We start from the raw sequence: 12,317 nt of genomic DNA, 5'->3' as shown, positions 1-12,317 counted from the left end.
GCTTAATTTTTTTATATCACACAGCCCCAGCGTCTCCGTCCCCCCCCCCCGGCGCCCCGCCCGCGCCGCCGCCCCGCGCCGCTAACGCCCCCCGGTACCCCTCCACCAGGCGCTCCAGCCCGACGGCCGGGCTGAACCCCTGCTCGTACCGGCGCCGGGCGGCCCGGCCCAGCTCCCGGTTGGCCGCCGGGTCGGCCGTGATCCGGCGCAGGCAGGCCGCGAGCGAGGCCGCCTCGCCCGGCTGGTGCAGCAGCCCGGTCACCCCGTCCTCGACGAGTTCGACGAAGGCGCCGTGACCGGCGGCGACGGCCGGCACCCCGGCCGCCATCGCCTCCACCACGACCAGCCCGAAGGCCTCCAGCCAGGTCGAGGGCGCCACCACGGCGACCGCCCGGGCGACGGCCTCCCGGCACTGCGCCTGGTCGTACAGGCCGACGCAGCGCACGTCCGCCCGGCCGGCCGCCCAGGCCCGCACCTGCGCCTCCAGCGGCCCGGCGCCCGCGATGACCAGCGGCACCCCGACCCCGCCCTCGGCGGCGAGCCGGTCCCAGGCCGCCATCAGCAGCCGCACGCCCTTGGCCTCCGCGAGCCGGCCCAGGTAGAGCAGGTGCTCCCCCGCTCCGGCGCGGACGGTGCCCGGCTCCGGCACGAAGTTGTGCTTCACCGCCAGCCGTTCGGCCGGCAGCCCGGACCGCACCAGGACCTCGCGCTGCGCCGCGGAGATGCAGAAGAACCGCTCCACCCCCGTCCACCAGCGCCGCCGGTTGACCACCAGGCCCACCGCGAGCGGCACCGTCGCCAGCCGGGAGCCCCGGTAGCAGCCGTGCCGCACGGCGGGCAGCGGCGAGCCGCCGACGCACTCGGTGCACGGACGGCCGTCCCGCTGGAGGGTGCCCGGCGGGCAGACCTGGGTGTAGTTGTGCAGCGTCGCGACGGCGGGCACGCCCGCGTCGGCGCAGGCCGCCAGCACCGCGGGCGACAGCAGCGGGAAGACGTTGTGGACGTGCACCACGTCTGGCCGCTCGGCCCGCAGCCGGGCGGCCAACTCCGCGCGCACCGCCGGGTTCCAGGGCACCAGCAGCGGCACCGCGGCCTTGCCCGGCAGCGAGCGGCGGGCGATGTCGTCGCTGCGCCGCTCGAACAGCTCGACCCGGTGGCCGGCCTCCCGCAGCAGGCCCACCTCCTGGTCGACGACCTTGTTCTCCCCGCTCGGCTGCGCCGAGGCGTAGCGGTTGTGCACCACGAGGACGCGCATGTCAGGTGAGCTCCGTTCGCCGGGCCCGGGGCGCGGTGCGCCGCCGGGGAGCAGCAGGGGTCGGGAGGAGGGCGGGCGGCGCGAGGGCGGCGGGCCCGGCGGGCGCCGCCAGCAGCGAGGCGGCCACGGTCAGGTGCAGCAGGTACGGCGAGGCGTCGCCCAGCCCGGCCTCGGTGTACGAGGCGATCGCGCAGTAGCCGATCAGGAAGATCGCACCGGCCCGGGCGAGCGAGGGCGGCCGCAGCAGCGCGACGCCGCCCAGCACCACGAAGACCACGGCCACCACGGCGACCCCGGCCAGGCCCTGTTCGTTGTAGACGGCCAGCCAGCTGTTGTCGATCGGCAGCCCGCCGAAGGACTTGTCGCCCAGCCCCATGCCGAAGACCTGCTCGACGGTGGTCCGGGGCGCCGCCAGCAGGGCGTCCCAGACCTTGGCGCGGCCGGTGAGGTTGGAGATGTTCTCCTGGGTCTGGCCGCGCAGGAACCAGGCCTGGAGCAGGGAGTTCAGGCCGACCCCGACCACGGTGGCGAGCAGCACCGCCCAGCTGAACAGCCGGCGGGCGGCGGCGCTGGTCAGCAGCAGCGAGCCGATCGCCAGCAGCAGTCCGGCGATCAGTCCGATGGTGGCGGTGCGGGTGTGGGTCAGTGCGAGCAGGACGAGCGAGGGCACGATGATCGTCGCCGCGCTCGCCCCGGTGGTGCGGCGGTCCAGCAGGAGCAGCACGGTGAGCCCGATGATCACCGCCGCGTACTGCCCGATCTGCGGCGGGGTGAGCGGCCACAGCGCGCCGACCAGCCGCCCGCCGTAGACGTCGGGGAAGGCCGCGCCCGGTGAGGCGACCAGGCCGGCGGCCACCGAGACCAGCACCACGAAGTACATCCGGATGTGGAACCGGACGAAGCTCTGGCTGCCGTCCCACCAGCGGCTGAGCAGCCACAGGGTGGCGACGAAGAGCGTCAGCCGGAAGCAGCGGAACAGCGCGCCGTAACCGGAGTGCAGGTTGGCGCTGGAGATCACGCTCAGCACCAGCAGCAGGGTGAGCAGGAACAGGAGGGCGCTGGGCCGGATCCGCAGCCGCAGGTTGAGCAGCAGGGCCAGCGCGAAGGCGGAGACCAGGGCGCCCATGGTGGCCATCTGGATCAGCGAGCGGGGCAGCGGGATGATCGTCTGTGCCCCGGCGGAGCCGAGGGTGTTGAGGATCAGCAGGCCCCAGATCAGCTCGACGGTCCTCGGCGGGCCGGCCGGGCCCCCTTCGCGGGTGAGGTCCCGGGCGCGGGTCGCGGTCGCGGCCACCTCAACCACCGGCCCCGGGCTTGAGGGTGCTGCCCTGGTCCTGCTGGTACGGCGCGCCCTGCCACTGCTCGAAGTCGAGGGTGCGGCTCGGGTCGTGGGCGACGAAGCTCCACGGCCCGACGTAGGTGTTGTCGTGCCAGCGGTTCTGCTGCTTGCCGGTGACGGCGTCGGCCACCGGTTCGCCCTTGTACGGCGACCAGTCCGGGAAGGTGCCGTAGTTGGCCAGCACCGCCATCCGGCCGCAGGTCGTGGTGCAGCCGACCACGGACGGGTCCAGCGTGAAGCGGTTGTCGTGGACGTCGACGCGCTGGGTCTTCCAGCGGCAGTCGTCGTACAGCGGTGCGGCGGCGATGCCCGGCCGGGCGCAGCGGGCGGTGTCCTGGACCAGCAGGGTGCAGGCGCCGGAGGAGGTGTTGGCCGGGCTGTTGCAGAACCGGTCGGCGTTCTCCCACAGGGTGATGCCGGACCAGTTGTCCTCCAGCGTGTTCCGGTCGATCTCGATCGTGTCGGTGCGGGCCTTGATCCGCGGTTCGCCGCCGGACTCGGACAGGTAGACGGTGGCGAACGGGAAGGTGTCGCCGCGGTCGGCGGAACGGCGGCCGTCCACCCAGTTGTTGCGCCGGATCGTGTTGTCGCGGATGACGGCGTTGTAGCTGGTCTCGTAGATCAGCGCGGCGCCGTCGTTGGACTCCAGCAGGTTGCCCTCGATCCGGAAGTCGTTGTTGTTCGTGTCGGCCCACAGGCCCGTCCCGCGGTTGTCGTGCACCCAGTTGCCGAGCACGTCGGCGCCGTTGACGGCCCAGAACTTGACGCCGCCGGTGCAGCCGCAGCCGGGCTGGCGCTTCTCCCACTGGTCGGTGTCGTTGCCGGTGATCTCGTTGTCCTCGACCAGCAGGTCGCCCAGCGGCGCGCCGGACTTGTAGGCGTTCATGCCGTACTGCCCGTTGCCGCGCAGGCAGCTGGCGCGGACCTTCTGGTGGGCGCCCGCCATCAGCCCGGCGCCGGAGTTGCGCTGGATCGTCGCGTGCTCGATCACCCAGCCGTCGGCCGAGTCGTGGTTGACCACGCCCTCGTTCTGCGGGGCGACGAAGCCCTGCACGGTCAGGTAGCGGAGGGTGACGTTCCCGGCGCCGCCGCCGAAGGCGTACTGGTTGGTCCCGTGGCCGTCGAGCACCGCGCCGGGCGCGCCGAGGTAGCTGTCGCCGTCCTTGGGGACGACCTGGGCGTAGCGGTCCGCTTCGAGGCTGTGCGTCCCCGGTCCGAGCCAGAACGTGGTGTTCGGCGGGCTGGCCTTGGTCTTCGCCGCCAGGTCGTTGACCACCTCGGGGTCGACCGTCACCGCGCCGGCGGGCGCGGTGGCCGGCCCGGCCTCGGTGTGGTCGCACACCCGGGCCACCGCCGTGGCCGGGGACGGCGGGGCGGTCGGCTCCGCCGGGGCGTCCGACGTGCTGGTGCAGCCCGCCGCCGCCAGCAGCGCGAGCACCAGCACCGACGCGGCCGACGCCGCCCGGCGCCACCTGGTGATCCCCACCGTCCCCATCCTCCCGCTAGCCCCGGAACCCGAGGACGCTGATGAACTCCCGCTCGCCGTCGGCGGTTCCGGTGCCGATCAGCGTGGTGGCGGGCTCCTTGCGGCCGAAGCCGGCCGAGTACCAGCCCAGCGGCGGCGTGCTCTCGCCGCGGTGCGCCCGCCAGGCCAGCTGCCCGGGCAGGTCGAGCACCGCGGAGCGGTCCTGGCCGTCCCTGGTCCAGGTCAGCACGGCCCGGTGGCCGGACAGTTCGGCGCTGACCGCCGGGCCGAGGTGGAACGCCAGGCGTACGACCCGCGCCGGGCCGCGCACCTGGTCGACCACCCGCAGCTCCCGGGTGGCGGCCGTCAGCTCCACCCGGCGGCGGTGCACCGTCTCCTGGTAGCCGTCGTGCTCGGCGCACCAGCGGGCCACCGCCGGGTCGGAGGTGTCCGCGACCAGGACGCGGGTGCGGGCGTGCCTGGTCCACAGGAACGGGCCGCCGGGGACGGACTGGTCGGTGCCGGCCAGCTCCAGGGTGTTGTGGCCCAGCGTCGAGCGGAAGTAGCGCCGCCACTCGGGCTGCCCGTGGTAGCAGTACGTCCCCGGGTCGGCGAGCACGTCGACGCCCTCGTAGCGGACCTCCACGGACAGCGCGTCGGCGTGGCCGTGCGCGGCGATGGACAGGAAGCCGTGCGGGCCGCCGTCGCAGCGGCACCAGATCTCGCCCGTACGACTCTCCCCGGGGTCGCTCCACGCCGGGGCCCGCAGCACCGTCATGCCCGCGTCCGGGAGGTGCACCGGCCGCGCCGCCGGGCGGGCCACCGTGCCGTCCTGGGCGTACGGCCGCAGCAGCGCGGCCAGCAGCGGGGTGCGCACATCGGTGCCGGTCACCGCCGGCCACCAGGGGAGCCGGCCGAACACGGCCTCCCCGGTGGCCAGCAGCGAGGCCCAGCGGTCGGTGCCCGCGCCGTCCAGGACCAGGCCGTGCCCGTCGTCGGCGTCCCCCTGGCGGGGCGGGCGCAGGCGCTCGTCCACCACGGCCGCGAGGGCGTCGGTCATCCGCAGCAGCACCAACCGGACGGTCCCGGGGACGGGCACGGCGGCCGCGTCCGCCTCGGCCACCGCGGCCAGGCCGAGTTCCAGGACCAGTCCGTGGTACTCGGTGGCCAGTTCGCGGTTGAGCCCGGAGGGGAAGGTGTTGGCGCGCAGCTGCCGCTCCAGCGAGCGCAGCGCGTCGGCGCGCCAGCGCTCCGAGGCGGGGAACCAGTCGAACGCGCAGGCCGCCGCGAACTGCCCGGCGTCCTCGGCGATCACGTGGTTGTTCGCCGAGGAGCCCCGGCTGGGGAAGGCGGCCAGCCAGTGCTGGTGGTGCCAGATCTGCTCCAGTGCCACCGGGTTGTCCTCGAACAGCCCGGCCGCGCCGGGCCAGCCGTCGAGCAGCCGGCGGACCCACACCCAGGACAGCAGCCGGATGCCCAGCTCGATGCCGCTGATCCAGTGCACGCCGCGCAGCGGCGGGTTGGCCTGCCACCAGGACCGCAGGTGCTCGGCCGCCCGCTCGGCGTACCGCTCGTTGCGGGTCAGCGCGTAGGCGGCGGCGAGCACCGTCAGGTGCTGGTGCCGGGACGGCTCCCAGATCTGCTTGATGTCGCCGACCGCGTCCTCGTCCCGGTAGGGCAGGTCGAAGGCGTAGCCGTCCGGGGCGCGTCGGCCGGTCTTCGGGTCGAGCCACCAGTCCGGGGCAGCCAGGTCGGCGCGCTCCACCCCGAAGTACTCGGCGTGCCCGTCCATCAGCCGGTCCGCCGCGGCGACCAGCCGCTTGGCGGCGTCCGCCGGGACGGCGGCGAGCGCCCCGGCGGGCAGGACGGCGGTGAACCGGGCGCCGGTGACGGCCGGGGCGCTCGGCGGCGCCGCGCGCCACCGCCGCCGGCGCAGCACGTCGCCGGCCCGGCCGCCGACCTCCTGCGGTCCCATCCGGGACAGCCGGCGCAGGTACCAGCCCGGACTCATGGTCACTTCGGCCCCGCCAGGGTCACCGGCGCGCCGCCGGACAGGGCGGCCTGGACGGCGAGGGTGGCCGCCGTGGTGGCGACCAGCGACTCCAGCGGTACCGGCATCGGCCCGCCGGTCCGCACCGCCTTGACGAACGAGGCCAGTTCGGCGGACTGGCCCTTGTCCCGGGCCTTCGGCAGCCGGGAGCTGACCCAGCGCTTGCGTCCGGCCGTGCCGCTGAAGTGCACCGAGGCGCGGACGAAGTCGTCGAGCTTGAGCACCTTGCCGTCCGCGACCAGGTCCAGCGTCTCCTTGGGGAAGCCGGGCGCGCCGGTGGTGACGTAGCTGAGGGTGCCGGTGGAGCCGTCCGGGTAGCCCAGCACGATCTGCAGGTCCTCGTTGCCGGCCGGGGCGACGGCGTACACCGAGACCGGGTCGGCGCCCAGCAGCCAGCTCGCCGTGTCGATGAAGTGCCCGCCCTCGCCCGCGAACCGCGAGCCCTCGGTGCCCTGCTGGAGGTACCAGCTGCCGTGCTGGAGCCGCCCGGCGTTGACCAGGTAGCGCAGGCTCGCCGGGCCGCTGCGGGCTCCGAAGTGGCTCCTGGCCTCGCGCAGCAGCGGCGCGAAGCGGCGGTTGAAGCCCACCTGGAGGCGGTCGTTGCCGGACTCCTCCACCGCGGCGAGCACGCGCGCCAGTTCGTCCTCGGTGAGGGCCAGCGGCTTCTCCACGAACACCGGCTTGCCGGCCAGCAGCGCCCGCTCGGTCAGTGCGGCGTGCGAGCTGTGCCGGGTGACCACGAAGACCGCGTCGATCGAGTCGTCGCCGAGCACGGCGTCCAGGTCGGTGGTCGCCCGGTCGAAGCCGAACTTGCGCTGGGCGTTGGCCGCGGACAGCGCCGTGGTGGTGACGACGGTGGACAGCGCGACGCCCTCGCGCTGGGCCAGGTGCGGCAGCAGCATCGACGTCGCGTAGTTCCCCGCGCCGACGAACGCCAGCCGCACCGGCGTCCCGGCCGGCCGGGCGGGGGCGGCGGCCCGGCCCGGGCGCCGCACCTCGGGGACGGCCAGCGTCGGGGCCTGCGCCGCCGGCCCGGCCTCGGCGCCCGGGTACTGGAACAGCACCGCCACGGCCTTCAACTCGCCGTCCTTCAAACGCCGGTAGGTCTCCACCGCGTCGTCGAAGTCGGCGATGTGGGAGATCAGCGGCGCCACGTCCACCCGGCCGCGGGCGGCGAGGTCGAGGAAGCAGGCCAGGTTGCGGCGCTCGGTCCAGCGCACGTAGCCGATCGGGTAGTCCCGGCCCGCGAGCTCGTACTCCGGGTCGTAGCGCCCGGGGCCGTAGGAGCGGGAGAACCGGACGTCCAGCTCCTTCTCGTAGTACGCGTTCCAGGGCAGGTCGAGGCGGCACTTGCCGATGTCCACCACCCGGCCGCGGTCCCGGCTCAACTGCGCGGCCAGCTCGACGGGTTGGTTGCTGCCGCCGCCGGCCGCCAGGTACACCTGGTCCACGCCGTGGCCGTCGGTCAGCTCGGCGACGGCGGTCTCCACCACCGCGGAGCCCGGATCGCCGCAGGCCACCGCGCCCAGCCGCTCGGCGAGTTCGCAGCGCACCGGGTCGGGGTCCGCCCCGACCACCCGGACGCCCGCGGCGGTGAGCAGCTGCACCACCAGCTGGCCGATCAGCCCCAGGCCGATCACCAGCGCCACCTCGCCGAGCTGCGGCTCGCCCTGGCGCACGCCCTGGAGGGCGATGGACCCGACGGTGCCGAAGGCCGCGTGCTGCGGCGCGAGGCCGTCCGGGACCGGGGTGTAGAGGTTCTTCGGCACCCAGTTCAGCTCGGCGTGCAGCGCGTGCTCGTTGCCCGCGCAGGCCACCAGGTCGCCGACCTTGACGTCGTCGACCCCGGCGCCGACCTGCTCCACCACCCCGCACAGCGAGTAGCCCAGCGGCGTGTAGGAGTCCAGCTTGCCCATCACCTTGCGGTAGGTGGCGGGCAGGCCGTTGGTGGCGACGCTCTGCATGACCTTGGCCACCTGGTCGGGGCGCGAGCGGGCCTTGCCCACCATCGACATCCCGGCCTCGGACACCTTCATCAACTCGGTCCCGGTGGAGATCAGCGAGAAGGCGCTGCGCACCAGCACCCCGCCCGGCTTGCACCCCGGCACCGGCACGTCGAGCACCGACAGCTCGCCGCTCTTGTAGTTCTGCACAACCTGTTTCACCGGAAGTCCCCTTGCTTCTCTCGCAGTTCAGTGGGCGGCGGAGCCTGAGGTCGCGCCGCGGTACCAGTACTCCAGGGTCAGCACGTGCCACAGGTGCTTGGAGAAGTCCTGCTGCCCGGCGGCGTCCTCGGCAGCCAGCCGGGCCAGTGCGTCGCGGCGCAGGAAGCCGGAGCGCACCAGCTCGCCGTCGTTGATCACCTCGCGCACCAGCGGGGCGAGGTCCCGGCTCATCCAGGCCCGCAGCGGCGCGCTGAACAGGCCCTTGGGCCGGTAGACGATCTCCCGGGGCAGCACGGAGGTGGCCGCCTCCTTGAGCACGGCCTTGCCCTGGCGTCCGACGATCTTGCGGTCGCCGGGCACCGTGAACGCGGCCCTGACCACCTCGACGTCCACGTACGGCACCCGCACCTCGGTCGACGCGGCCATGCTGGAGCGGTCGGTGTAGGCGAGGTTGAGGCCCGGCAGGAACATCCGGGCGTCGCCCAGGCACATCCGGTTGACGAAGTCGTCGAGCTCGTTGTCCCGGTAGACGTCCGCGTGCTCGTCCAGCACGTCCTGGACCGTCCCGGCGAGGTCCGGGTCGACCAGGGCGAGCAGCTCCTCCCGGTCGTACATGGTGTAGCTGCGCCGGAACGCCGTCTCCTCCGGCAGGTCGGCGAAGGAGAGGAAGCGCTTGGCGAACCGCACCGAGCGCAGCCCCCGGTTGGCGGTGGCCACCGGCAGCCGGTCCACCGCGGCGGACAGGCCGCGCCGCAGCGGCCGCGGCACGCGCTGGTAGCGCAGCGCCAGCTGGTTGGCCAGGTGCTTGCGGTAGCCGGCGAACAGCTCGTCGGCGCCCATCCCGGAGAGCAGCACCTTGACCCCGGCCTCCCGGGCGGCCGAGCAGATCAGGAAGGTGTTGATGGCGGCCGGGTCGCCGATCGGCTCGTCCAGGTGGTACGTCATCCGCGGCAGCAGGTCCAGCACGTCCGGGGCGATCTCGATCTCGTGCAGGTCGACGCCGAACTGCGCCGCCACCTGCCGGGCGTAGCGCAGGTCGTCCGGCATCGCCTCGAACCTGGCGTCCTCGGCGCGGAAGCCGATCGTGTAGGCGGAGATCCCCGGGCGGTCGCGGGCCGCCAGTGCGGTCAGGTAGCTGGAGTCCAGTCCGCCGGAGAGGAAGGTCGCCACCGGGACGTCGGAGAGCAGGTGGCGCCGCGTCGACTCCTCGACGATCGCGGCGAGGTCCGGCAGTTCGCCGGCCCGGGCCCGCTCCCGGCCCTCGGCGGCGACCTCCCGCAGGTGCCAGTACCGGCCGCGCTCCACCCGGCCGTCGGGCCGGCAGCGCAGCCAGCTGCCCGGCGGCAGCTTCTCCGCCTCGCGGTACGCGCACCGCGAGTCCGGCACCCAGTAGTAGAGCAGCGAGGCCACCATCGCCGCGTGGTCCACCTCCAGCGAGCCGCCGGTGGCGGCGGCCAGCGCCTTGAGCTCGGAGGCGAACACCAGGCCCTCGCCGCGCCGGAGCAGGAACAGCGGCTTGATGCCGAGCTGGTCGCGGGCGAGCACCAGCTCGCCGGTCCGCTCGTCGAAGACCCCGAAGGCGAACATGCCGCGCAGCCGGGGCAGGCAGTCGGTGCCCCAGCGCCGCCAGGCCTCCAGCAGCACCTCGGTGTCGGAGGTGCCGCGGAAGCGCACCCCGGTGGCGGCCAGTTCGGCGCGCAGCTCGGGGGCGTTGTACAGCTCGCCGTTGTAGGTCAGCACCAGGCCGTCCTTGGCCATCGGCTGGGCGCCCGTCCCGGAGAGGTCGACGATGGCCAGCCGGCGGTGCCCCAGGTGCACCTCGCCGTCGCCGAGGGAGTGGCTGTACCGGCCGGCGCCGTCCGGGCCGCGGTGGGCGAGGGTGTCGGTGAGCAGGTCGGTCACGACCTTCCCGTCCGGCCACCGGTACGTTCCTGCGATGCCGCACATGTCCTACCTCGCCTCCTGGTCGATGTCCGGGACCCGTGCGGTCCAGGCCGGTAGTCGTTCGGTCCGCCGTCGGCCCAGCCGGATCAGCCGGGCGGGCCGTTCGTCGCGGTCGGGCGGCGCGGCGGGCGGCCCGTCCCAGCGGGTGCCGTCGGTGCGGTCGCGCGGGTCGGGGTCGATCAGCACCACGCCGAGCACCGGGACGCGCTGCTCGGCGAGCTGGCGGGCCACGGTGTGCAGCCAGGCGGCGCTGCCGGCCCCGGCCCGGACGACCAGCACCGTCCGGGTGCCGAGGTACCGCAGGTCGGTCCAGGCCGTGCCGGGCGCCACCGAGCCGACGCCGACCCGGCGCTCCTGCGGCTGCGGAACGGCCCCGGCCTGTTCGCCGCGGACCACGGTCGGCTCCCCCGGCTTCGCGGTGCGCCGGGCGAGCTGCGGTCCGGGCAGCCCGTCGACGACGACCACGGGGCCGTCCTGCTCGGTCAGCGCCCCGGCGAGGTCCAGGGCGAGCGCGCCGGTGCTGTGCGCGCAGCCCAGTTCGAGCAGCGACACCGGCTCGGCACAGCCGCGCACGGTGCGGGCCAGGGTGGCGGTGACCCGTTCCCGGGCGGCCCTGGTCCGGCGCAGCTGCCAGCGGCCGCGCGAGCGGCGCGGCACCCGCGCCAGCTCCGCGATCACGGAGGCGCCGAGGTGGGCCGCGATCTCCCGGCGCAGCACCGGGCGGTCCGCCACCACCGCGCCGACGGCGGCCACGGCGATCCCGAGGAACAGCCCGAGGACGGCTCCGATCCCGGCATCGGTGGCGGCCGTCTTCGGCAGCGACTGCCGCACCGCGTGCGGGGCGTCCACGATCTGGGTGCCGGCCACCAGCCGGGGCGCGCCGACCTTGGCCTCGGCGGCGCGCTGGCCGAAGTCGGTGATCCGGGCGGTGAGTTCGGCCCGGCTGGCGTAGAGCGACTCCAGGTTGGCCGGCCCCTTGGCGCCGTTCGGCTGCGTGCCGGTGCCGATCTGCTGGTTGACCTGGTCGAGTTCCTGGCGCATCCGGTCGCGCTGGTCGAGCAGGGCCTTGGACTCGGCGTCCGCGGCCTCCTGGATCCGCTGCACGTGGTCGGCGACGAAGGCCTCGGCCAGCGCCTTGGCGCGGGCCTGGGCCTCGGCGTCGCTCTTCCCGGTCACGGTGATCTCCAGCAGGTTGTTGGTCAGGCCCGCCCCCGCGTACTCCTTCATGAAGTCCTCGGGCTTCTCGGCGGATCCGAGGGCTTTCAGCGCCGCGCCGGCGATCCCGGTGGTCTGGAGCAGGGCGGCGTCGGTGCGGATCAGCGTTCCGGGGTCGTTCGGCTGGTCCGCCGCGTGGGCGACCAGCACCTTGGCCGTCGCGCTGGGCGGCGGCGGCCGCAGGACGGCCAGTGCCGCGCCGGCCAGCAGGCCGAGCAGCGCCAGGGCGCACCAGAGGCGGCGGCGCCTGCGCACCGCGACCACCAGCGACTGGAGGTCCAGCAGTGGAGCGGCGGTCGACGACTCCCCCGTCGTACTCGTCGTCACCCCGATCATCCCCCCGTTTCGTCATCGGCTTCGGGCCGCGCCGCGGCGGCGCCCGCGAGCACCGGCTCGGCGCCGCCCGTACGGCGGCCGGTCGGGCGCTCGGGGCCGCCCTGGACCAGGTCGGCCACCACGATGCCGACCAGCTCGTGCTCGGCGTCCGCGCACGCCCCGGCCAGGCCGGCCAGCTCCCCCGCCGTCCAGCTGCCCGCGCTGAGCACGACCAGGGCGCCGGCCTCCTCCTCGCGGTCCGGCACCAGCGGCCGGGTGACCGGCACCCCCACGACCCGCAGCCGCGGCTCGCCGCCCGCCTCGGCGGCCAGCCGGTCGGCGGCCCGGCGGGCCGGCTCGTCGCCCTCCGGGACGACGACCAACAGCCCGCGCGAGGGCGGCAGTTGCTCCCGGATCCGGGTGCAGACCCGCCGGTAGCGCAGCTGCCGGCCGGCCTCGTCGCCGGAGGCGTGCGGGGTCGGCAGGTCCCACCGGACGTCGGTGCCCAGCACCCGGCGGAGCAGAGCACGCGGGCCGCGCGCCGCCCACCCCCCCCCCGCCCCCCCCCC

7 protein-coding genes and 1 pseudogene are annotated in these 12,317 nt (G+C 74.9%); all 8 read right to left on the bottom strand.

The features are described 5' to 3' along the window. Window positions 1-16 precede the first annotated feature (16 nt). Window positions 17-1,255 (bottom strand): glycosyltransferase, encoded by a 1,239-nt coding sequence (locus ACFWXO_RS43165; RefSeq protein ID WP_380532159.1) that lies wholly within the window; start codon window positions 1,253-1,255, stop codon window positions 17-19. 1 nt (window position 1,256) lies between these two features. Next, window positions 1,257-2,549, bottom strand: coding sequence for an O-antigen ligase domain-containing protein (locus ACFWXO_RS43160; RefSeq protein WP_380532156.1), 1,293 nt, complete (start codon window positions 2,547-2,549; stop codon window positions 1,257-1,259). Between the two features lies 1 nt (window position 2,550). Then, window positions 2,551-4,089, bottom strand: coding sequence for a right-handed parallel beta-helix repeat-containing protein (locus tag ACFWXO_RS43155; RefSeq protein ID WP_380532153.1), 1,539 nt, complete (start codon window positions 4,087-4,089; stop codon window positions 2,551-2,553). Window positions 4,090-4,096: 7 nt separating this feature from the next. Beyond that, on the bottom strand, window positions 4,097-6,070 hold the full coding sequence (locus tag ACFWXO_RS43150; RefSeq protein WP_380532161.1) for an alginate lyase family protein: 1,974 nt from the start codon (window positions 6,068-6,070) through the stop codon (window positions 4,097-4,099). Window positions 6,071-6,072: 2 nt separating this feature from the next. Continuing rightward, a complete protein-coding gene (locus ACFWXO_RS43145) occupies window positions 6,073-8,274 on the bottom strand; it encodes a bi-domain-containing oxidoreductase (protein WP_380532150.1) in 2,202 nt (733 codons plus the stop codon). Between the two features lie 27 nt (window positions 8,275-8,301). After that, entirely contained in the window at window positions 8,302-10,221 is a 1,920-nt protein-coding gene (gene asnB / locus ACFWXO_RS43140; RefSeq protein ID WP_380532147.1) for an asparagine synthase (glutamine-hydrolyzing), read from the bottom strand. 3 nt (window positions 10,222-10,224) lie between these two features. Beyond that, window positions 10,225-11,760 carry a Wzz/FepE/Etk N-terminal domain-containing protein gene (locus ACFWXO_RS43135; RefSeq protein WP_380532144.1) on the bottom strand — a complete coding sequence of 512 codons (1,536 nt, stop codon included), beginning with the start codon at window positions 11,758-11,760 and terminating at the stop codon, window positions 10,225-10,227. A gap of 5 nt (window positions 11,761-11,765) precedes the next feature. After that, a pseudogene (locus tag ACFWXO_RS43130) lies at window positions 11,766-12,317 on the bottom strand (polysaccharide biosynthesis protein); the annotation flags it as partial.

Origin of the sequence: Kitasatospora sp. NPDC059088 (genome assembly GCF_042738155.1) — a bacterium.
GTDB lineage: Bacteria > Actinomycetota > Actinomycetes > Streptomycetales > Streptomycetaceae > Kitasatospora.
Note: the sequence above shows the minus strand (reverse complement) of the source record. Positions and strands in the feature narration are given on the sequence as shown.

Coding starts and splice junctions, on each gene's coding strand:
- ACFWXO_RS43155 (WP_380532153.1), bottom strand. CDS start 4,089: ATGGGGACGGTGGGGATCACCAGGTGGCGCCGGGCGGCGTCGGCCGCG.
- ACFWXO_RS43150 (WP_380532161.1), bottom strand. CDS start 6,070: ATGAGTCCGGGCTGGTACCTGCGCCGGCTGTCCCGGATGGGACCGCAG.
- ACFWXO_RS43165 (WP_380532159.1), bottom strand. CDS start 1,255: ATGCGCGTCCTCGTGGTGCACAACCGCTACGCCTCGGCGCAGCCGAGC.
- asnB (WP_380532147.1), bottom strand. CDS start 10,221: ATGTGCGGCATCGCAGGAACGTACCGGTGGCCGGACGGGAAGGTCGTG.